Source organism: Hanstruepera ponticola (genome assembly GCF_012931685.1).
In the GTDB taxonomy this organism is placed as follows: domain Bacteria; phylum Bacteroidota; class Bacteroidia; order Flavobacteriales; family Flavobacteriaceae; genus Hanstruepera; species Hanstruepera ponticola.
Genome location: NZ_JABANC010000001.1, coordinates 1186867 through 1208873 on the forward strand (window position 1 = coordinate 1186867; position 22007 = coordinate 1208873).

26 protein-coding genes are annotated in these 22007 nt (G+C 32.3%); 12 read left to right on the forward strand and 14 right to left on the reverse strand.

The genetic code is table 11. The features are described 5' to 3' along the window. Positions 1-8: 8 nt before the first annotated feature. The gene (locus tag HGK31_RS05275) at positions 9-1016 is read left to right on the forward strand and encodes a glycoside hydrolase family 113 (protein ID WP_191858786.1); all 1008 of its coding nucleotides are present in this window, start codon (positions 9-11) and stop codon (positions 1014-1016) included. Here the strand turns inward: HGK31_RS05275 and HGK31_RS05280 are convergent. The 9 genes from HGK31_RS05280 to HGK31_RS05320 all read right to left on the reverse strand — a co-directional run bounded on the left by HGK31_RS05280 (position 1013) and on the right by HGK31_RS05320 (position 8372). Continuing rightward, a complete protein-coding gene (locus HGK31_RS05280; protein WP_104735858.1) occupies positions 1013-2539 on the reverse strand; it encodes a carboxypeptidase-like regulatory domain-containing protein in 1527 nt (508 codons plus the stop codon). The two genes, HGK31_RS05275 and HGK31_RS05280, sit on opposite strands and share 4 nt — an antisense overlap. A gap of 114 nt (positions 2540-2653) precedes the next feature. Then, complete coding sequence (locus HGK31_RS05285) at positions 2654-3379, reverse strand: TIGR04283 family arsenosugar biosynthesis glycosyltransferase (RefSeq protein ID WP_191858787.1); 726 nt, start codon at positions 3377-3379, stop codon at positions 2654-2656. Beyond that, entirely contained in the window at positions 3372-4076 is a 705-nt protein-coding gene (locus tag HGK31_RS05290) for a DUF547 domain-containing protein (protein ID WP_233450986.1), read from the reverse strand. The genes HGK31_RS05285 and HGK31_RS05290 overlap by 8 nt, the downstream gene beginning before the upstream one ends. A gap of 37 nt (positions 4077-4113) precedes the next feature. Continuing rightward, entirely contained in the window at positions 4114-5085 is a 972-nt protein-coding gene (gene arsM / locus HGK31_RS05295; RefSeq protein WP_191858789.1) for an arsenosugar biosynthesis arsenite methyltransferase ArsM, read from the reverse strand. A 4-nt stretch (positions 5086-5089) separates the two neighbouring features. Continuing rightward, complete coding sequence (locus tag HGK31_RS05300; protein WP_191858790.1) at positions 5090-5902, reverse strand: purine-nucleoside phosphorylase; 813 nt, start codon at positions 5900-5902, stop codon at positions 5090-5092. Next, entirely contained in the window at positions 5883-6497 is a 615-nt protein-coding gene (locus HGK31_RS05305; protein ID WP_191858791.1) for a TIGR04282 family arsenosugar biosynthesis glycosyltransferase, read from the reverse strand. Before HGK31_RS05305 ends, HGK31_RS05300 begins: the two co-directional genes overlap by 20 nt. Further along, a complete protein-coding gene (locus HGK31_RS05310) occupies positions 6490-6984 on the reverse strand; it encodes a rhodanese-like domain-containing protein (protein WP_191858792.1) in 495 nt (164 codons plus the stop codon). The genes HGK31_RS05305 and HGK31_RS05310 overlap by 8 nt, the downstream gene beginning before the upstream one ends. Next, positions 6984-8036, reverse strand: a complete 1053-nt coding sequence (gene arsS, locus HGK31_RS05315) for an arsenosugar biosynthesis radical SAM (seleno)protein ArsS (RefSeq protein ID WP_191858793.1) — start codon at positions 8034-8036, stop codon at positions 6984-6986. Before arsS ends, HGK31_RS05310 begins: the two co-directional genes overlap by 1 nt. After that, positions 8037-8372, reverse strand: a complete 336-nt coding sequence (locus tag HGK31_RS05320; protein ID WP_104735504.1) for an arsenosugar biosynthesis-associated peroxidase-like protein — start codon at positions 8370-8372, stop codon at positions 8037-8039. 152 nt (positions 8373-8524) lie between these two features. Between HGK31_RS05320 and HGK31_RS05325 the strand changes: the two genes are divergently transcribed. From HGK31_RS05325 to HGK31_RS05360, 8 genes are all read left to right on the forward strand, one after another. After that, entirely contained in the window at positions 8525-9781 is a 1257-nt protein-coding gene (locus HGK31_RS05325; protein WP_191858794.1) for a cation:proton antiporter, read from the forward strand. Then, a complete protein-coding gene (locus HGK31_RS05330; protein ID WP_191858795.1) occupies positions 9778-10404 on the forward strand; it encodes a Crp/Fnr family transcriptional regulator in 627 nt (208 codons plus the stop codon). Before HGK31_RS05325 ends, HGK31_RS05330 begins: the two co-directional genes overlap by 4 nt. Positions 10405-10480: 76 nt before the next feature. After that, entirely contained in the window at positions 10481-11284 is an 804-nt protein-coding gene (locus HGK31_RS05335) for a sulfite exporter TauE/SafE family protein (RefSeq protein WP_104735507.1), read from the forward strand. A 70-nt stretch (positions 11285-11354) separates the two neighbouring features. Beyond that, positions 11355-12767: an MBL fold metallo-hydrolase gene (locus HGK31_RS05340; protein ID WP_191858796.1), complete on the forward strand. Its 1413-nt coding sequence runs from the start codon at positions 11355-11357 to the stop codon at positions 12765-12767. 115 nt (positions 12768-12882) lie between these two features. Beyond that, positions 12883-13161 carry a heavy-metal-associated domain-containing protein gene (locus HGK31_RS05345; protein ID WP_191858797.1) on the forward strand — a complete coding sequence of 93 codons (279 nt, stop codon included), beginning with the start codon at positions 12883-12885 and terminating at the stop codon, positions 13159-13161. After that, a complete protein-coding gene (locus tag HGK31_RS05350) occupies positions 13151-14158 on the forward strand; it encodes a Tll0287-like domain-containing protein (protein ID WP_191858798.1) in 1008 nt (335 codons plus the stop codon). Before HGK31_RS05345 ends, HGK31_RS05350 begins: the two co-directional genes overlap by 11 nt. Positions 14159-14160: 2 nt before the next feature. Continuing rightward, on the forward strand, positions 14161-14457 hold the full coding sequence (gene trxA, locus HGK31_RS05355) for a thioredoxin (RefSeq protein WP_191858799.1): 297 nt from the start codon (positions 14161-14163) through the stop codon (positions 14455-14457). Next, a complete protein-coding gene (locus HGK31_RS05360; RefSeq protein ID WP_223115303.1) occupies positions 14450-15043 on the forward strand; it encodes a methyltransferase domain-containing protein in 594 nt (197 codons plus the stop codon). The genes trxA and HGK31_RS05360 overlap by 8 nt, the downstream gene beginning before the upstream one ends. Positions 15044-15046: 3 nt before the next feature. Here HGK31_RS05360 and HGK31_RS05365 read toward each other — a convergent pair whose 3' ends face one another. After that, positions 15047-15925 (reverse strand): sterol desaturase family protein, encoded by an 879-nt coding sequence (locus tag HGK31_RS05365; protein WP_191858800.1) that lies wholly within the window; start codon positions 15923-15925, stop codon positions 15047-15049. A gap of 139 nt (positions 15926-16064) precedes the next feature. Here HGK31_RS05365 and HGK31_RS05370 point away from each other — a divergent pair, with 139 nt between their 5' ends. From HGK31_RS05370 to HGK31_RS05380, 3 genes are read left to right on the forward strand one after another with little or no spacing between them, the layout of a single operon-like run. Beyond that, positions 16065-16622 carry a YeeE/YedE family protein gene (locus HGK31_RS05370; protein WP_191858801.1) on the forward strand — a complete coding sequence of 186 codons (558 nt, stop codon included), beginning with the start codon at positions 16065-16067 and terminating at the stop codon, positions 16620-16622. A gap of 3 nt (positions 16623-16625) precedes the next feature. Continuing rightward, entirely contained in the window at positions 16626-17039 is a 414-nt protein-coding gene (locus tag HGK31_RS05375) for a YeeE/YedE family protein (protein ID WP_191858802.1), read from the forward strand. Positions 17040-17088: 49 nt separating this feature from the next. After that, positions 17089-17688, forward strand: coding sequence for a peroxiredoxin-like family protein (locus HGK31_RS05380; RefSeq protein ID WP_191858803.1), 600 nt, complete (start codon positions 17089-17091; stop codon positions 17686-17688). Here HGK31_RS05380 and HGK31_RS05385 read toward each other — a convergent pair. The 4 genes from HGK31_RS05385 to HGK31_RS05400 form a co-directional block, all read right to left on the reverse strand. Then, entirely contained in the window at positions 17685-18416 is a 732-nt protein-coding gene (locus HGK31_RS05385) for a porin family protein (RefSeq protein ID WP_191858804.1), read from the reverse strand. The genes HGK31_RS05380 and HGK31_RS05385 overlap by 4 nt on opposite strands. A 33-nt stretch (positions 18417-18449) precedes the next feature. After that, positions 18450-19550 carry a hypothetical protein gene (locus HGK31_RS05390; protein WP_223115304.1) on the reverse strand — a complete coding sequence of 367 codons (1101 nt, stop codon included), beginning with the start codon at positions 19548-19550 and terminating at the stop codon, positions 18450-18452. A gap of 234 nt (positions 19551-19784) precedes the next feature. Next, positions 19785-20867 (reverse strand): sensor histidine kinase, encoded by a 1083-nt coding sequence (locus HGK31_RS05395; protein WP_191858805.1) that lies wholly within the window; start codon positions 20865-20867, stop codon positions 19785-19787. Beyond that, entirely contained in the window at positions 20864-21634 is a 771-nt protein-coding gene (locus HGK31_RS05400; protein ID WP_223115305.1) for a LytR/AlgR family response regulator transcription factor, read from the reverse strand. Before HGK31_RS05400 ends, HGK31_RS05395 begins: the two co-directional genes overlap by 4 nt. Positions 21635-22007 lie beyond the last annotated feature (373 nt).

Sequence of the window (22007 nt, forward strand, 5' to 3'; positions counted from 1 at the left end):
TAACACTTATGCGATTTCTTTTTGGATTGGTTTTGCTTTCCATTTTTGGTTGCTCCATGAAGTCAGTGGATAGCCAGAAAATTAATGGTGTAAGTTTTGTTGCTTCAGGTATAGCTATTGATTCGTCTCATACAAAACCAGTGGCCTCCATACATGCGAATTACGCAGCGATAATGCCTTTTGGGTTTATTCAAGATTTAGAACACCCTGAGCTATTTTTTAATTCACAAAGACAATGGTTTGGGGAAACACGAGCAGGAGTTAAACAATATATTGAGTCGCTTCGTAAGCAGAATATAAAGATTATGCTCAAGCCACAAATATGGGTCTCGCATGGTGCTTATACAGGGCATATAGATATGGAGTCTGATGTGGATTGGCAAACATTTGAAAATACCTATTCAAGATTTATTTTAGAGTTCGCTGAATTGGCTGAAGAACTTCAAGTTGAATTGTTTTGTATTGGTACAGAATTGGATTACTTCATTAAAAATAGGCCAGAATATTGGCATAATTTAATTGAAACTATAAAAGAGGTTTATAAAGGAAAACTCACTTATGCCGCCAATTGGGATGAATTTAAACGCACGCCGTTTTGGAATGATATAGATTATATAGGTATTGATGCTTACTTTCCGTTAAGCGATTTGCAAACGCCAACCATTGAAGACTGTAAGAACGGTTGGCTAATGCATAAACCGATTATTAATAAATATGCCGATTCATTAAACAAACCAGTTCTGTTTACAGAATTTGGTTACCGCAGTGTTGACTATACAGCCAAAGAACCATGGAAATCCGATAGATCAATGACTCAAGTCAATTTAAGTGCTCAAGCAAATGCTACCCAGGCTTTATTTGAAACGTTTTGGGAAGAGCCTTGGTTTTCAGGTGGTTTTGTTTGGAAATGGTTTCATAATCATGATGACATAGGAGGTGAAACAAATAGTCAGTTTACGCCTCAAAACAAACCTGTTGAGTCGATTATAAAATCACATTACCAATTACACAATTAATCTTCAGTTTCAATTATTTTAAAATCTTTAATAGCTTGATTTGGTTCAATGATGTTATAACCTTTCCAGAATTCAGGGTCATATTGTGGTAAGTAAGTAGGCGTCACATCGGCTATTTCTTTAAAACTGTCGAAATCGGCATCCGTAATGGGATTAGATTCGAAAACAATAAGTTCACGCTTATCAATGTTTTTCACAATAAAATGAATATCTCCAGCCACTTCATTTTGTTTACGCCTACCTTTTACGTTTTTATTTTTTTCAATAATTTTTATGGGCCTTTTAATGCCAACGCGTTGTCCAAAAGACGCATCGGCATATTTTAGCGTGTATTTTTCGTTAGTATTTTTTTGATAAATGATGGTGCCCTCTTTTAAAAATTCATTGAGCGATATACCTAGTAACCCAAAAGTTCTTAATGGTTTTACGTTTTTATAATCTACACGTACAATTGCAAAGTCATCAGTGTTTACGTACATGGTGCCTTCAAAGTCTGCACCTCGTTTTGGTTTGAAACTTATGGTATAAACAAACGCGTTGTTTAAATAAGCAAAATCTAATAATTCGAATTCGTATTTTCTTGATTTTTCTATGAAGTTTAAATCGGTGTCTTCAGCTAAAAAACCATTGTTTTCAAAATTATGAATTGTGTTTTTTCGCCAATTTAAAAAGTTAGCTTTTCGTTTTTCCTCTTGCTCTTTTTTCTGTTCAATAAATTCAGCAGTCTCTTCATCTACCTGTTTATCTTCAAAGAATGTGGAATCTATTTCTTCTTTAGTGCCAAACCAACCTGATTTTATTTTAAAATAGGAATCGCGCTTCACATGTTTTCTGACTATTTGATTGAAACGATCTTCATAGTTTTCAAAAGTCACCTCATTTTTCTTATCGTACAAGCGGGAAGCCTTTAGGATATCCATTTTTTGCGGTTGACCGTTTTCGATCTTGCCATACAGTTCGGCAAGAACTTCTGTATGACTATCTGTGTTTTTTGGAACGGCAGACAAAACACTATCTATAAACGCTTGATTGAATTCGGGAATAGTTGATTTTTTAATGTCGATATCTGTTTTTAGCATAGTCGTGTAATACGATTCTCGGTAGAATAATTTCCGTTTGGTTAATCCAAAATCGTAGTTATTTTCTAGCCCTGCTTTTACTTTATCCATTATTTCATCAATGGTGTAATTTTTATTTGTGATAAAAACTTCACTTAAATCAATAGATTTAGCATTTAAGGTAATAATACTATCTGTAAAATTTTGGACTGCTATATGTTTCTGCTCATAGCCCAAACAACTAATAAAAAGCGAGTCTTGAGACGTTATTTTTTTATTATAGGTAATGTTAAATTCTCCTTTATCGTTACTTATGACACCTGTATAATCGTCAATTGAAATGGTTGCATATGGAATAGGTGCTTGATTTGTTGCATCTATAAGTTTTGCAGATATTGTTTGCTGGGCATGTGCAGCAGATACAAACATTCCAAAACATAAAATGATTAGTTTGGTTAGTCTCATGGTAATTAATTTGTTATCGAAAGTATTGTTTTCTGAATTACAGAACATACATTTTATAGATTTTTTAAGTAAGATTTATCTTATTTTTAACAGACGAGCGTAGCCTAGGTTTTGTTACACTGCTATATGTTTTTTGTAGTATCTGTATAGTTCATCGGCCGAAGCACCTAACCACTTTTTTACATAGATGGTCCAGAAATGATATTGTAATTTCCAGACACCATGTTTTTCATATAGTCGAGCCGAAGTTTTAATTTTCTCTTGAATAACAACAAATTGCTTTTTAGCATACAATTCGTTAATCAATATATTATCCTCATAAATAATATAGTTTTCATTGTAGCCTCCTATTTCTTCAAATAGGGATTTGGTAACAAACTGACTTTGATCACCTCCTCTGCAAGCACGCCATGAAAATTGCGTGAGCCAACTTGCTAAACGTAACCACCAATGACTATTATTAAATTGCATTCTAAAACAACCGGCTTCTTTTCCTTTGGTGACTTCATTAATAATAAAGCGGTCAAAGTTTTTAGGCGGAAAGGAATCGGCATGTAGAAAATAGAGTATGTTTCCAGTTGCCTTTTTAGCACCTAAATTCATTTGTTTAGCTCTACCTTTCTCGGAACGCAATAACTTAATGTCAGTTCGAGTGAAATTTGCATGTGCAAATTTTGTGTTTAGAACTTTTTCTGGAGTACCATCTGTACTACCTCCATCAACTACAAGAATTTCAGCGATATTTTCAGGGGAAGCATTTTCATTGAGATGATTTAATAATGAAACGATGTTTTCAGCTTCATTTAAAACTGGAATTATTATGGAAAGTTTATTAGTCATTCAGCTCCCAACTATAATCCAAGTAATTGATTTTAGCATCTTCTGAAATTTGCACTTCTGAATATTGATTCAGAAAATCAATTAGACTGCCCTTTTGTTTGAAATCTTTAGAAAACCATTTGAAAATTTTAGAAAGCTCTAATTCATTTTTCGTAATTCTATTTTTTGTGTTATCGTCTAAAAATTCCTTGGTTGCATTAGTTAATTGTTGTTCTAATTTATCAGCAACAAAGGCTTTATTCTGAAGTTTAGGGCAGGATTCCGAAGCACAAACAATGGCGAAATGAATTCTAGGTTCATCCATTTTTCTTAAAATCTCATGTTCAATATCATTTAAAGAAATCAGTTCGCCATTAATTGGAATAAATTTTTGATCCCAAGGATCTTTAATGTCTTTTATACTTTGTACAGGATAGTTGTCTATAATCAACTTAACGGTAAAGGCATTATATGCGTTAATCCAGTAGGCTAGTATTTCATTTTTTTTCCAAGTTTTGCTTGGAGATATTTCAACAAATTGGTTGAGATAATTAGTTAATTCTGCGTTATTTACCTTGATGTTTTTGTAATGGACGTGACCATCTTTACTTACATGGTTTTGTAAAAATGTTGACCAAATTGTATGATCAACCTGTTGCGCCATTGATAATTGATGTGTGGCTATTATTATAGTGATAAGGATTAAAACTTTTTTCATACTCATCTAAATTCAATAACTATTCCAATATTGTTAATTAGCAACAGCCACCACCATCATAATGGTATGTTGACTCGCTAATAAATAAATCATGTCTATTTAAAGAAGCTAGCGCAAGCGCCGTTTTATCACATATAGCTAAAGGTTGATTCTTTAATAAAACATGACCTGCCTGATCATCAAAAAAATCGTCTTCGCCATAATAAATAGCAGCTTTTCCTGTAAAGATACAAGGCCCATCAACAGGCATTGGATCTTTAATTGCTGCTACTTCAATAGATTCAATATAAATTATTTCGTCTGTTGGATAATGCAATGGATCTAAAATACGATACGGTTTTCTAGCGCGAATTTCAATCGTTCCAAAACCAGCATCAGTTAACATTTTTACATAATCAGCAATAGGCAAACTACCGCTTAAACACAAAGCTCTTAATCTATCGTCATTTCGCAATTCATCATTCATTTGTTGTTCACATGTTGGATCACTCATAACTAAACGTCCATGGGGTTTTAAAACCCTATACATTTCAGCAATAGCCTTTTTTAAATCGTCTGCTTTAAAAATGTTAAATAAACAATTTTGTGCAGCAACATCAATACTATTATCTGCTACAGGCAAATTCATGGCATCACCCTTTTTTAATTCTATAAACTCACTTTTAAACCATGGATTTAGTTCTTCAGCTTCCTTAAAGTTTTTTCGTGAAGCTTCTAACATTTCATCAACAACATCAATCCCAATGACACCATTTTTTTCACGATTGAAATAGGCAAATTGTAATAATTCCATACCTCCACCAACACCAACATAAAGCATTTTTGGATTATTGGTTAAATCACGTGCATGCACAGTACTACCACAACCATAATTCATTTCTTGCATGATTCTTGGAATTTTTAATCCAGGTAGTTCCCAAATAGGATTAGTCGTACAACATAACCCAACATCTGGTGTTAGCGCTGCTTCTTTATAAACATCATGTGTAGTGTCTAGGTAATTGCTCATGTATTTAGAGTGATTTAATTAATTCTTTAAAGAGCGTAATCATTTGCGGTTCTGCTTTTCCAGCCATTTCAATTATTTCTGAAATATCAACAGGTTTTAGATTATCTGGGTCGCATTCATCGGTTAAAACTGACACTGCTGCAGTTTTTAAATTTAAATGATTAGCGACAATAATTTCAGGAACCGTACTCATACCAACCGCATCTGCACCAATTATTTTTAACATTCGGTATTCAGCTTTTGTTTCTAATTGCGGACCAACAACACTGGCGTAAACACCTTTGTGAAGGTTAATACCTTTGTCATTAGCAATGGATTCGATTTTAGAATTTATTTCAGCGTCATAAGGTTCACTCATATCAGTAAAGCGTTCGCCTAAAAACTCAACACCTTTAAAGGCTAATGGTGAACTGCCTTGAAGATTTATATGGTCATCAATTAGCATGAGCTCCCCTTTTTTGAAATTCAGATTTATTGCTCCTGATGCATTCGAAACCAATAAGGTTTTTATACCTAGTTTTTCCATTATGCGAACAGGGTAGGTGACGTCCTGAAGCGTGTAACCTTCATAAACATGAAAGCGTCCTTGCATAACCACAACTTTTTTGCCTTCAATTAACCCATAAATCAATTTGCCTTTATGAAACTCAACTGTTGCTGTGGGAAAATTAGGAATATGATTATAACTCACTTCGGCAATGATTTCTACTTCATCTAAAAGTTTACCTAAACCGGTTCCTAGTATAATTCCAATTTCGGGGTTGTCAAATCCTTTGCTTTGTAAATATTCTGTTGTTTCAGTTATTAATTTTATCATGTAAATAAGTCTTGTAAATTGTTGATGTTTTAAAGTCTTCAAAAGTATCAATGTCATTTAGCATTTCTAACAATTCAAATGAATTATTTTCAGATTTCAACTCTTGAATAGTGTCATGCAATAAACTTGCTGTACTCCAAGCTTTATTATCAAAAACACAGTTATATAGTTGTTTCATACCAACTAAATAGTAGCCACCATCTTCAGCTGGACCAAAAACAGTGTCATTAGTTTTAAGAATTTCAAATGCGTTAGTTAAAATAGATTCAGAAATATCGGGTAAATCCGAACCAATAAGAATGATGTTTATATAACCTTTATCGAATCCATCTTTAAAAGCATTTTTCATGCGTTCGCCTAAATCAACACCTTTCTGAACAGTTTTAAAATCGTTTGGCCATTTCGTTGAAATGATTTCATCTGAAAAATAGATATGCTTGTCAACTGGCAAGTATTTCGTGGCTTCTTCGGTTTTATCTACAAGTATTTTGTAAATGGCAAATGCTTCTTGATTTCCAATGGTTTTAGCCAGGCGTGTTTTTACTTTACCAAGTTTGATGTTTTTTGCAAAAACGATGAGGAGGTTTTTATTCATAAACACATTCACCTTTAATTAACCACTTGCTCCATTCCTTTGAAAAGCCATGTATTTTAGAGGTTTCTCCATCATTGTTATAAACTTTAAAACCGTTATTCTTCCATTCAAAAATGCCGCCATACAAATTGTAAACATTGGTATACCCTGCCTTTTTAAATTGTTCAGCAATGTCTTCAGAACGTATGCCTAAAGAACAGTACACAACTACTAATTCATTTTTATCAGTCAGTTTATTTTCTAAAATTTTAATATCAAAGCTATCATAACCAACATGAATAGCATCTTTTAAATGACTTACTTCATATTCTGGTAGTTCTCTTGCATCTAAAATTATAGCTTGTGTTTTAGGCATAGCTAGTTCCTGAACAGATATGTAGGGAACTGAATTGGTATTGTACTGCTTAAGTAAATTCGATAATGTTTCTTGTGAAAAACCGGATAATACAACACAAAAAAGAGCGATATGTAAAAAAATTGTTTTCATCAGGTTACACTTCCTTGGCAGCTACTTCCTGCACCTGCTGTGCAGCCATAGCAATGTTGCGAAATGACAATAGAACGACCTTCTAGTAATTCAGAGTTATATTCTGAAATATGTTTGGCTTTACTTTTTACAGGTAAATTTAGCATTTGATTAAAATCACAATCATACAAATAGCCATCCCAACTCACCGAAATAGTATTCGTACACATAACATTTTTAACAGCTTCTGGATTAAAGGCTTCTACTAACGAATACATATAATCTTCGTAATTTTCTGAAGCAATTAAATAATCTAAAAATCGACTGATAGGTAAATTAGTTATAGCGAATAAATTATGAAATTGAATATTAAAATCGTCTAATAAAGCTTTTTTGAAATCCTTTTCCAATGCCATTTGATTCCCAGGTAAAAAAGCTCCAGAAGGATTATAAACTAAATCCAAACGCAAATCACTTCCTGGCAAACCGTAACCAATAGCATTTAAATCTTTTAATGCTTGGATTGATTTATCAAAAACACCATTACCACGTTGCTTATCTGTTTTACCTTTGGTCCAATGTGGCATAGAACTGACAACATGAACATTATGCTTTTTGAAAAATTCTGGTAAATCGTGATATTTTTTATTGGCTCTAATAATGGTCAAGTTAGAGCGTACAATAAAGTCTTTAATTCCAGCTTTTGAGGCTTCTTCAACAAACCATCTAAAGTTTGGATTCATTTCTGGTGCACCTCCTGTTAAATCTAATGTATGTGCTTCAGTTTTTTTAATAACATCAAGACATTGTAACATGGTTTCTTTGGTCATAATTTCTTTGCGATCAGGACCTGCATCTACATGACAATGTGCACAAACTTGATTGCACATATATCCGACATTTATTTGCAATATTTCAAGTTTGTTTGCTTTTAAAGGGAATTGATTGCTTTCTGCTATTTTATCTTTAAATTTTGGCAAGTCACCACTCTGGAAAATACCGTTGGATAATATTTCTACTTGACGTTTACTTTTAGCTAGTTCACTATGACGTTTATGGAGCGATTTCAGCATTTATAAATCTAATTTATTGACTTTATTCATCATCTGCACACCATGTACAAGGGATGCGCCACCTCTTATAGCTCCGGCAACATGAAGTGCTTCCATCATTTCTTCTTTAGTAATACCACGTTGCAGACCATCACCAGTGTAAGCATCTATACAATAAGGGCATTGTATGGTATGAGCTACCGCTAACGCAATAAGTGATTTTTCTCGTTCCGTAAGGCTTCCTTCTTTAAATACCGAATTATAATATTCGAAAAATTTAGAGCCCAATTCTTCATTCCAGTCTGAAATTTTACCGAACTTTCTCAAATCAGCTGGATCGTAATAAGTTTTTTGCATTTTTTCTTTTTAGGCGATTAATATTTCTACGAAAAAAATGAATATACGGTTTTAAGTCGAAGTAATTTATTAATGATTACATAAAATTGTGAGGTTTTTCAACTTTTAAAAAAAGTGAAAATAGTATATTGCATATTCAATAAAATTTATTCATGGATTACTTTCATATCATTACAATACTTGTTGTTTTATCAGCCCTTTTTGGTTATGTAAATGTGCGATTTTTGAAGCTTCCTAACACCATTGGTTTAATGTTTATAACTATTGTATTTACAATGGTCGTTTTTGCATTAAGCTATTTTGATTCAACATTATTGGATGCCGAAAAGTATATCATTACGCAAATTGATTTTAAGGAAGTCTTACTCGATATTATGTTGAGTTTTATGCTATTTGCTGGTGCACTTCATACTAATTTTGAACAGTTGCGCGTGCAACGATGGCCAGTTTTGGTGTTTGCAACATTAGGGGTTTTGGCTTCAACTTTTCTTGTGGGTTATGGGATGTATTTTGTTTTACCATTGTTTGGGTTAGAAATCAAACTTATTTATTGTCTCTTATTTGGTGCGTTAATTTCCCCAACCGATCCCATTGCGGTTTTGGGAATACTTAAAAATGTTGGTGCGCCTAAACAATTAGAAGCAAAAATTGTTGGTGAATCGTTATTTAATGATGGTGTTGGAGTGGTAATATTTTTAACCATTTTTAAAGTTGCCCAAATAGGACATGGTGAAATTGAAGTTTCTGAGATATTCGAGTTGTTTGCTGTTGAGGTAATTGGTGGAATTACTTTAGGTCTCGCAATAGGCTGGATTACATACCGATTAATGAGGTCAATAGACGATTATGATATTGAGGTAATTATTACTCTCGCCGCTGTTATGGGAGGAACTGTTATTGCACAAGCTTATCATTTATCTGCACCATTAGCAATGGTAACGGCAGGATTGGTTATTGGTAATGATACCGTTAGGAATTCTGCCATGTCTGAAATAACAGAAAGTTATGTCGACAAATTTTGGGAACTTATAGATATATTATTGAACACTATTCTGTTTGTTTTAATAGGAATGGAAATCCTAGTTTTAACATTTGAAACGAATTATATTTCTGCAGGATTAATTGCTATCCCTTTGGTATTATTATGTCGTTATTTGTCTTTACTAATTCCAGTTCGATTTTTTGAAAAACGATTAAATTTTGCACCAAAAACCAATTTAATTATGACTTGGGGAGGATTGCGAGGAGGTATTTCAATTGCTTTAGCATTAGGATTAACCGTTGATATGGAACGTGATTTGTTTTTGGTGATAACCTATTTTATAGTTGTGTTTTCAATATTGATTCAGGGTCTATCACTCGGAAAATTGGTGAAACGATATGCTTTAACAGAAACTAAATCAGAATGATTCAAGAACTCATACATAACTACTCACATCTTTTTGAAAAAGAACTTTTAAATGAGATTAATCAAGTTGGCACATTTAAAGAAGTTCCTGAAGGTGATAAATTGATTGAGATTGGCCAATATGTAAGATCAATGCCTTTATTAGTTTCTGGTGCTGTTAAAATATTGCGTGAGGATAATGATGGTGATGAATTACTCCTGTATTTTCTTGAAAAAGGAGATACCTGTGCTATGACATTAACTTGTTGTTTAGGACAAACTAAAAGTGAAATACGTGCCATTGCTGAAACTGATGCTAAATTAATCATGATTCCTATCGAAAAAATGGAAGAATGGTCAGCAAAATATAAAAGCTGGAGAAATTTTGTTTTTGAGAGTTATCATAATCGCCTGAATGAATTACTAGAAACAATCGATAGTATAGCTTTTTTGAAAATGGATGAACGCTTATTGAAGTATTTGAATGAGAAAGCTCGTATTTCAAACGATAATATTATAAATAGTACACATCAAGAAATAGCTTATGAGTTGCATACTTCACGCGTAGTGATTTCTAGATTACTCAAAAAACTAGAAAATTTAGGAAAAGTCGAGTTACATAGAAATCATATTGTTCTAAAGTAAATATGACATGTAACTATTGTTACTTATTGCCTATTTATCAATCTGTATCTTTGCACACATATTTCATTAACGAATTATGGATTTATTAGAAATTTTCGGATATATAAGTGCTTTAATTATTGGCATATCATTAGGTCTTATTGGAGGTGGAGGTTCTATATTAGCTGTGCCTGTGTTGGCTTATTTGTTTATGGTAAATGAAAAAGTTGCAACAGCATACTCATTGTTTGTGGTTGGCTTAAGTGCGCTAATTGGAGGAATAAAACAACATTTCAAGGGTTATGTTGATTGGCGTACGGCTTTTGTATTTGGCGTGCCAGCCATCATAGGTGTAACTTTGGTGAGGCATTATGTTGTACCAGCACTTCCAGATGTTTTATTTCATATAGGTGAGTTCGAATTTACACGCCGAATGGGCATGTTTGGACTTTTCGCTCTTTTAATGATTCCTGCAGCTTTTTCTATGTTAAAAAAACGAGAAGAAAAAGCCGATAATAAAGAAATTAAATATAACTATCCATTAATTCTTCTAGAAGGTTTAGTTGTTGGAGCCATAACAGGTTTTATTGGAGCGGGAGGCGGTTTCTTAATCATTCCAGCCCTGGTAATACTAGCTAATGTGAAAATGAAAGTTGCCGTAGGCACATCATTAATCATTATAGCCTTTAAATCCTTATTAGGTTTTTTTCTGGGAGATGCTCTGACCATGGAAATAGATTGGGTATTTCTTTTAACATTTACTGCTCTGTCATTAATTGGTATCTTTATAGGGAGTTATTTAGGGAATTTTATCGATGGTAATAAACTGAAAAAAGGATTTGGTTACTTTATTTTTGTGATGGCTATATTTATTTTCTATATGGAGTTTTTCGTGAAATAGATATGTAACTTTAGTTACTGTCAAACTTTAATTAAGGCTTTAAATTTGTAAAAAATTAAAAAACAGAATTATGAAAATTGAACAAATATATACAGGATGTTTAGCGCAAGGCGCTTATTATATTGAAAGTAAAGGCGAAGTGGCCATTATAGATCCATTACGGGAAGTAAAGCCGTATATAGATCGAGCCAAAAAAGATCATGCTAAAATCAAATTCATTTTTGAAACGCATTTTCATGCAGATTTTGTAAGTGGTCATGTAACCCTAGCAAAAGAAACTGGAGCAACCATCATTTATGGGCCAACTGCAAATCCTTCCTTTGAAGCGCATATAGCTAAAGATAACGAAGAATTCAAACTCGGTGATATCACTATCATAGCTTTGCACACACCGGGGCACACCATGGAGAGTACAACGTATTTGTTACGCGATGAAAATGGTAAAGATCATGCTATATTTAGTGGAGACACCTTGTTTTTAGGTGATGTTGGTCGTCCAGATTTAGCTCAAAAGGCGGCTGATATGACACAAGAAGAATTAGCAGGAATGTTGTTTGATAGTTTGCGTTCTAAAATTATGCCTTTAGCCGATGATGTTATCGTTTATCCAGCACATGGCGCAGGTTCGGCGTGTGGCAAAAATATGATGAAGGAAACGGTTGATACGCTAGGAAACCAAAAGAACATGAATTATGCCTTAAGAGCTAACATGACAAAAGAAGAATTTATTCAGGAAGTGACAGACGGATTACAGGCGCCGCCTAAATATTTTCCTTTAAATGTAAAAATGAATAAAGAAGGATATGATGATATTGATGAGGTTTTGAAACGAGGTACTCAAGCCTTGTCACCAGACGCATTTGAAGCTGCAGCCAATGAAACGGAAGCCATTGTTTTAGATGTGCGTCATCAAAACGATTTTGTAAAAGGACATATTCCAAGATCAATTTTTATTGGAATTGATGGTGGTTTTGCTCCATGGGTTGGAGCACTAATTGCCGATGTAAAACAACCTATTTTATTGGTTACGCCAAAAGGACGTGAAGAAGAAACTGTAACACGTTTATCACGTGTTGGATTTGATAATACCCTGGGGTATTTAGAAGGTGGTTTTGAAGCTTGGAAAGCGGCTTCTAAAGATTATGATACGATCTCATCGATATCTGCAGAAACATTTAAAGCAGCATTAGAAAAAGACGATATTCCAGTTTTTGATGTAAGAAAAGAAGGTGAGTATGCGAGTTCCCATATAAAATATGCACATCTTACGCCATTAGATTTTTTGAATGATCATTTAAGTGAGTTTCCAGAAAACGAAACATTTTATGTGCACTGCGCAGGAGGCTATCGAAGTGTCATAGCCGCTTCTATTTTAAAAAGTCGTGGCATTCATAATTTAGTTGATGTTGCAGGCGGATTTGGAGCCATTAAAAAAGCAGGTATACCAGTAACTGAACATGTTTGCCCATCAACTTTAAAATAATTAGATTTTATATTTTCAATTAAAAAAAGAGCGTCTACAGACGCTCTTTTTTTGTATCAAATGTTACATTAAAATTTAACCTCTTTTATTAATTTTATACTTTAAAATGTTACTTATGAAAAAGACAATAAAAATTCAAAATCTAAAATGTGGTGGCTGCGCGCATACTATAAAAACAAAACTTTTAGAATTAAAAGGCGTCAAAAACGTAGATGTCATAGTTAATAAAGATGAGGTTGTTTTTAACTACGATTTAGAACCAATAGTTTTGGAGTTAAAACAGAAACTAAAGGCACTTGGATATCCAGAAATGAATGACGACAATTCGTTAGTTACTAAAGCCAAATCATTCGTGAGTTGTGCAACAGGAAAACTATCAAATCATGAGAAATAAGTTAATATTCATTTTAATTTTAAGTATAGTAGTTATCAGTTGTAATAACGGTTCCGAAAAGAAAAATGACTATACAGTGGCAACTTCATTAACAAATGAGAAAGAACATCCTGGTAAAAAACTATTAGAAATTAATTGTAATGTATGTCATAGTCCAACTGCAGGACATGATGAGCGCATTGCGCCACCGATGATAGCTGTGAAAAAGCATTACTTAACAGACGGAATTTCGAAAGAAGACTTTATAAAGAGTATTCAGGACTTCATGAAAAATCCTAATGCTCAGGATTCAAAAATGCCTGCTGCAGTTAGACGTTTTGGTGTTATGCCTAAAGCTTCCTATCCAGAATCAACCATTACTTTAATAGCAGAATATCTTTATGAATTTGATATTGAACAGCCAGAATGGTTTGAAGATCATTTTCAGCAAGGTCATGAAAGCGAATCTAGAAAAGGAAATGGTATGGGTAAAGGAAAGATGAAAGATATACAGCAGGCAACAAGATTAGATTCTAATCTTTCATATAAAGACATTGGGATGAAGTACGCTATGGGAACAAAAGCCGAGCTCGGAAAAAGCTTGATGATGTCTATTCAGAAAAAGGGAATTATAGAAGCTGTTGAATTTTGTAATGAAAAGGCATATCCAATTACTGATAGTATGGCTTTATATTATAATGCCACAATAAAACGCGTATCAGATAAGCCAAGAAATCCGAAAAATGCCGCAAAATCAAAAGAAAAATACTATTTGAAGAAATTTGAAAAGGTTATAAGTAATAATCAAGAGCCACAACCTATTGTTGAACATTTATCAGATAAAGTAAACTTTTATTATCCTATTACTACTAATTCTATGTGTTTACAATGTCATGGTAAAAGTATAGACCATAATGTTTATAGTACTATAAAACGCTTGTATCCAAATGATATGGCCATTGGATATACTGAAAATGAGGTTCGTGGTATGTGGAGTATTTCGTTTGATAAAAAATAATTATGAGCAATTTTTTAAGTATTATTAATAAAGATAAACCTGTTTTAATCGATTTTTTTGCAGAATGGTGCGGACCTTGCAAAATGATGAGCCCAATTCTGAAAGAAGTCAAAGATATAATAGGAGATAAGGTGAGTGTTATTAAAATAGATGTTGATAAGAATCAAGAATTAGCAGCTCAGCTTCAAGTTCGTGGTGTACCAACACTTATTTTGTATAAAAATGGAAAACAATTGTGGAGACAATCTGGAGTGGTTCAAAAAATTGACTTAATAAAACTTATAGAATCACATGTCTGAAATTATCGATTTATCTGAAGAGTTTTGGGATAGACGTTATCAAACTAACGACCTAGGTTGGGATATTGGTACAGTTTCTAGACCCTTAAAAACCTATATTGATCAATTAACAAATAAGGATCTAAAAATTTTAATCCCAGGTGCTGGAAATGCGTATGAAGCAGAATATTTATGGTTAAATGGTTTTGAAAACGTTTATGTTATAGACTTATCTCAAACAGCTTTAAATAATTTAAAAAAGCGTTTACCTAAAATGCCCAATAATCAATTAATTAACGGTAATTTTTTTGATCTAGAAGAATCTTTTGATTTGATTTTAGAGCAAACATTTTTCTGTGCACTTCATCCTAATTTGCGCTCCAATTATGCCGTTAAAATGCATGAATTATTAGAGACAGATGGAAAATTAGTTGGTCTTCTTTTTGATGATCCTTTAAACACTACGCATCCACCGTTTGGAGGTTCTAAAAACGAGTATATAAAATACTTCGAGCTCTATTTTAAGATTGAAACATTGGAAACCTGTTACAACTCGATTGATAGCAGAAAAGGAAGAGAACTCTTTATAAAGTTACTTAATAAATAGTCATTACTTTTTACTAGAAAAGAAACCATAGGTTAATTGTCTCCAGAAATTTTTAGGCATTTGTTCATCACCTTTATAACCTAATTCTATAGTGCCACTTTCTTCAGGAATGTAGTTGGTTTTAAACAAGTAGTCCCAAACACTCAAACTAATCCCAAAATTCACACCGTAATTTCTGTCTTTTGGTAAGGCATAAGCATGGTGGTATAAATGCATAACTGGATTGTTGAAAATGTATTTTAGTGGCCCCCAAGTTATTTTAATGTTTGAATGATTGAAATGACCAATAGCTATGGCTGTAAAATGTACAATGTATGCTTGTTCAGGTTCAAAACCACCTAATATCATGACGCCAAAAACTTTCAGAGGTTTATATAGAATATTTTCCATCCAATGATAGCGCAAGTGTGCGGCAAACCCCATTTCTTTTACACTATGATGTACTTGATGAAAACGCCATAATACTTCAAACCTATGAAGCATGACATGAGTAAGCCACTGTACAAAATCTAGAACAATAAAAAAGGTTAATAATTGCAACCACATTGGCCAAACAGATATATCTATTAGGGCTAAACTTTTCATTGAAATGCCCAAGTCTTTAAAACCTAATTGCATTACAGTATATACACCACTGATTACAATTGAAAAAATGAAGAAATTAAAGAACATATAAAAGGCATCAAGCCAGAAGTCTTTTCTAAATATTGCTTGGTTTTTACGCCATGGAAAAGCTATTTCCAAAAACCAAACAACCAAAGAAATAACAATTAATCCCCAAAAGTAATTCGTGTACCAGGGTATTTCAAAAACAATAGAATTCCAAGTCCAATTTAAAGTGTTTATGAAGGAATCGTAAAATGCTTGTATGTATTTATTCATTTTTCTCTCTCAATGCTTTTGCAAATTTACGGAACATTTCTTTTACAAGTTAAAACTACTGTTAATCGAAGATAAATTTCGTAACAAATGTTACATTGCAAATAATTAGTATTTGTTTTATTTGCAAAAAAAAGTTAGTATGGAATATATATTACAACCTTGGCCATGGTGTGTTTCTGGACCAATGATAGCTTTAATTATGTTTTTATTAATTATGGTTGATAGGCGATTTGGGATGTCTTCCAATTTAAGAACCATGTGCAGTATCGCTGGAGCAGGAAAGAAGGCCGATTTTTTTAATTTCGACTGGAAGTCTCAACGTTGGAATCTTATAGTTGTTCTTGGAGCTGTTATTGGAGGATTCATAGCTTCAAATTTTTTAACACCTAATGATGCTGTGCTCATAAGTGAAAGTACTATTTCAGATTTAAATAGTTTAGGGTTTAAAAGTGCTGGACAAGCGTATTTACCAACTGAGCTATTTAGTATTTCGGCTTTGAGTAATATAAAATCGTTAGCTATTTTAATAATTGGAGGTTTTCTGGTAGGTTTTGGAGCAAGATACGCTGGAGGTTGTACTTCAGGACATGCGATTTCAGGGTTAAGTAATTTACAATTACCTTCTTTAATAGCTGTAGTTGGTTTTTTTATTGGTGGATTGGTTATGATTCACTTTTTATTCCCTTTAATATTTTAAGATATGAAGACACTAGTTTATTTAGCAATCGGGATTTTGTTTGGAATTACCATGTTTAAATCTGAAGCTGCATCATGGTTCAGAATTTATGAAATGTTTCAATTTCAAGCTTTTCACATGTATGGAATTATTGGTTCGGCATTAATTTTAGGCGTATTGATGACTTACGTTATAAAGCGTTTTAAAGTTAAATCCTTTTATAAAAACCCTATTCATTTTGAAGCGAAGGACAAAAGTTTTTATAGGTATATAATTGGTGGTATTTTATTCGGTTTGGGTTGGGCTCTAGCTGGAGCTTGTCCAGGGCCCATGTATACACTGGTTGGTTCTGGATATGTTTCCATGATTATAGTGGTTTTAGCAGCAATGGCGGGAACTTTTGTTTATGGATTGATAAAGGATAAATTACCGCATTAAATTTTTGTAAGGTAAATATTGAAGTTAAGACTCAATCAAAAACAAAATCATGAAGACACTTACAATTATCCTTACCTTATTTTTATCTTTACCAGTATTAGCACAAGTTCCAGAACAAGCCGAAGATATTAGCCCACTATTAATTGGTGAGACTATTCCAGATGCAATGTTATTGGATTCAAAAGGCAATCAAGTTTCTGTAAATTCCCTGATAAAAAATAAGCCAACGGTGTTGGTGTTTTATCGAGGTGGCTGGTGTCCATATTGTAATGCTCAATTATCGGCATTAGGTGAATCTGAACAAGAAATATTAGATTTAGGATTTCAAATTATAGCAGTGAGTCCCGATCATGTAGAATCCTTACAACCAACAATAGAAGGAGAACGTTTATCTTACGGTGTGTTTGCAGATCCTCAAGCTGAATTTATTCAAGATGTAGGTATTGGTTTTAAAACACCAGAAAAAGCTAAAGGGTACATTTTTAAGAAAACGCAAAAAGAAGCTTCTGATATTTTACCAGTGCCAACAGTTATGATTGTAGATACCAAGGGTAAAATACTTTATGAATATATTAATCCTGATTATAGTACTAGATTAAGTTCGGAATTATTATTGGCAAATCTAATAGCGTTAAAGAAAACACTTTAATTTTCCTTTAAATTCTTTTCTGCTAACTCATCAGTTATAAATGGTAGAGTTAGGTGTAAGGCTACAAAATTAGAGCTATTATTTTGAGAACTAATTTTATCAGTTAATATATCATTCAGTCCATGATAATATCTTAAATGAATGATGATGCCTTTCCCTTTATGTGCTTTACCTAAAACATAAGCGAAGTCGGCCATTAATCCGTAGTCTATATCTTCTGTATAACCATCAAAGTTTTGAGTAAAATCACCTTCGGGCCTTTTAAAAATAGCTCTTGACTTTTGTAAAAATGATATTTGAGGCCCCATTCCAAAACGATATTTTTTATTATTGGTTTGATAAGATATAAATATAGGAACATCAATGTAATTTAATGTTACCTCTGTTGGGACATTTACAAATTGTGAGTCTAAATTCACATTGCCACTAGCTAAAGAGAAATTGTTTAATTGAATGTTTCGTTTCGCTAAAAAATAGATATTTGGACTTAAAAACCAATTTTCCGATAGTTTTAAGTTGCCTCCAATTCCAAAGTTTACGCCAATTTTTGATCTATCGTTATTGTCAAGATTAGAATAAAAAGGTTGATTAAAACCTAACTCTAAACTGACATTAAATTTTTCAGAAGCAACTTTGTCTCCAAATAATAAGGCAAATAAAGCAGCTTGTGCTTGAATGGTAGAAACTGTAAAAAACAATCCCGTCAGTAATAAAAAGGTTTTTTTCATAATTGAAATCTATTCGTCATTCTTTTAAAATTTCTATAAGCCAAAGCGATATTGCAATCCTCCAAAAAACTGCTCTCTACCTGATGAATAGCCATATTCAGCACGAATCATCCAATGCTTGTTTAGCTGAAACTGACTACCTACAATGAAATTCCACATGGTTTCTTGTTTTTTATCTAGGGTGTATTGCAAACTTGAGTTTTCAGCTGTACCTAAAGCACTTTCAGCTCCATTTAAAACTCGTGAGGCTGCGTTAAGTTTGAGTTGATTTGCCTCTCGTTTGGCAACATTCACTGGATTGGATTGTTGAATAGGACTTAAGTTATCCCACCAATCATCAAGTTCTATCTGTGCTTCACCAACTTTTACTTGCCCATTTGTAATTTTTTCTTCCCATTCTTCAATAGGCAGAACTTCACCAAAATCTAAACTGCCACGTGTGTCCCGACTTACTTTAACCCGAAATCCACCAACCCATAATGAAATATTACGATGAGGTTTCTTAAAGTTAAAAGTTTTACCAATTCTCGGATCGAATACAAAGGCATAAACAGGGTTTTCTTGTGCATCAACATCAGTCCATGTAAAATTCATGTCAAGAGCAATCCAACCACCAAAAAAACCAGCTGTAGGTGTTAATCCAAAACCAACAGTAGTCGTATTAAATTCAGGACTGGTTTGAATTCTAAATAATTCTTCAGAACCACTAATTCTCGGAATAACTACACTAACATCAACATTTGTGTTGGTTGTAGCTTGAGCAAATATTCCGTAAACATTTAAAAAAGGGAATATCCATAAATCGGGTCTTATATTTAAGCCATTTGAGGTAGCTGTAGTTTTGTTAAATCGTATAAGGTCATCTACATTATATAATTCACTATTATTAAATCCTACACTTACATTAGAAATTACAATATTTGATTTTTGAGTGAGGTAATTGATACTTATCCCAGCAGAATAAGGTAAATCAAATCCTAAAGCATGTGTTTTTTTTCCAAATATGGGGAGGATATATTTATATTCGGTGGTGTCCTTCTTTTTATTGTTTAGCTCTGAATAAACTTGAGAAAAAGATTGAGAGGTGATGCTTAATAATATTAAAAACCAAGCGATTTTATTTGTAAGATTCATTCTAGGTAACTTAAATAAGAGCAAGTTAAAAAATATATGATTGTGAATTAAAATAATTGATAATTAAGTAAATTAATCAAATAATGAGTACTTAAAAATAATTCTTAATTTTAAATATTTGCTAAAGAAGACGGAAGAATAGCAATCATTAATTTAACCCTAAATTAAAATGATGATTGTTGTTATATTGCCAATATCATTTTATCCTCCTATAAAAAGGAGAAATCAAACTATTTATGATTTAATTGGAATAATCATTTGAGTAATAACTCCAATTTTGTCTTTTCTGTTTTCAATACTGAAAATAAAATTGTTTTCATATAATGTGATGAGCCTATCGACGGTGTTTTTAAGGCCAGTGCCATATTTTATATTTTCTGAAAGAGGCTCGCCATTATTTATCACTTCAATATGGAGGTTAGATTCTTTTTGAAAAATGTCTATATCAATTTTTAGGTCAGTTGAATCGTAAGAGTAACCATGCTTGATACTGTTTTCTAAAATGGGTTGTAAAATAAGACTTGGTATTAAAACGTCACCTAAATTGTCTTCTACGTGAATAGATACTTTTAAATGATCAGAAAAACGTATAGACATTATATCGATATAGCGTTTTAAGATTTTCATTTCTACAGAAAGCGGCATTAAGTTGGTGTCTTTTAAAAAAAGAATATCGCGTAACAGATTACTGAAATCGGCTAAAGTGTTTTGTGCTAATTTGGCATCTGTTTCAATTAAGGTAGAAATACTATTTAATGTATTAAAAAAAAAATGAGGGTGAAGTTGATATTTAAGTACATTAACCTGGACATTGGTTAATTGCTGTTTTAATTGAGCCTTTTGTAATTCAATTTGGGATGATTTATTAATGTAAAAATATGTGTAAATGATAAAGACATTAACAAAATAAAACATGAAATGTCGGTCAGAATAATTAACAATGTTGAACACGGCTTCATTCCAATTAAAATTATCGAAATTTAGTTCAAGTATGGTGAAGCGATATAAGTAATATATGACATAAGCTAGAACCCAAGTTACTGCAGCAAAAAATAAGTGAACACTTAAAATAGCATATCTAGAAAAATCTTTGTGAATCATTTTTTTTGTAAGAAATAAAATGAGTGCCAAAAGCATTGTCATAATCAATATATCTGTAAGATAATATTCTATAAAAAAATTGGTCCAACTTATATCATCTAGAGCGTAGCCTTTAAATTTAAAATAACTTTGTTTAGCTATTTTTATGTTACTGTAAACTAAAGTGAAAATAAAAAGTATGCTAAATAATTTCTTATCGTTTTTTTCTTTCATCATAGCCCCATTTTATTTAGAAACTCTTTTTTGAAGCTTCTACTAATTCTAAATAGATTGTTGTCATTCATTTTTACATCAATCTCACCATAGTTCGAGTGTATGAGCTCTTTTATAAAATCTAGATTTATTATAGTAGAACGATGAATTCTAACAAATTTTGAAGCATTCAATTCTTCTGTTAAATTATTTAATGATTCTCGCAACAGATGCTTTTTGTTTTCAGTGTGTATTTCAGCATAATAACCTGAGGCAATTATATATTTTATTTCTGAACTGTCAATAAACACAACCTTATTTCCAAGTTTAATAGGGAATTTAGTTGTTTTGTTTTGTTTTTCATTTCTAGAATAAACAAAATTCAATAAACCTTCTATCTTGTCTTCAAATTTTAAATTATTGCGTTGTTTTACCTGTTCAATTGCTTTTTTTGTTGAAGTAAAGAAACGATCATCTTTAAATGGTTTTTGAAGATAATCAAACGCAAAAAACTCAAAAGCTTTTAGAGCATACTCATTGTAGGCTGTTATAAATACAACAATGGGCTTTAAAGCATTGTCAATTTTTTCGAGCACATTGAAACCGGTCATGTCCTTTAGTTGGATGTCTAAAAAAATTAAATCAGGTTTGTTTGACTCAATAGCCTTTATTGCTTTTTTGCCTGTTGCGCACTCGTCCAATATCTCAATCTCAACAATATCTGTTAGCAAGTTTCTAATGCGTTGTCTTGCAAGAGGTTCGTCGTCAATAATTAAGGTTGTAATTTTCATCGGAAATAATAAAAACTAGTATAAAAAAGGTATTAGCTATATGCAAATTAAACTTTTAATTTTATTTGACTCTTACCTAAAGTTTTTTTAAGAATAATATAACAACTTCTCACTGCAAGATATAAGCTGTTCACTTCAAATAATCAACAGTTTAAATATTTTTAAAGATCAGGTATTATTAGTAAAAAATGGTCTTGAATGGGCTTAATTTAATTTTGAACAACCAAATTTGCTATATATGTGACATTTTTCATGAAAATCATCAAATATTCCTAGTGGTAAAGCTAAAGACTCGTTATTCACATCAAAATAATGACTGTATGCTTCAACAGTAAAATAATGGAGTATGTAACCAATTAGATTAGCATATTAT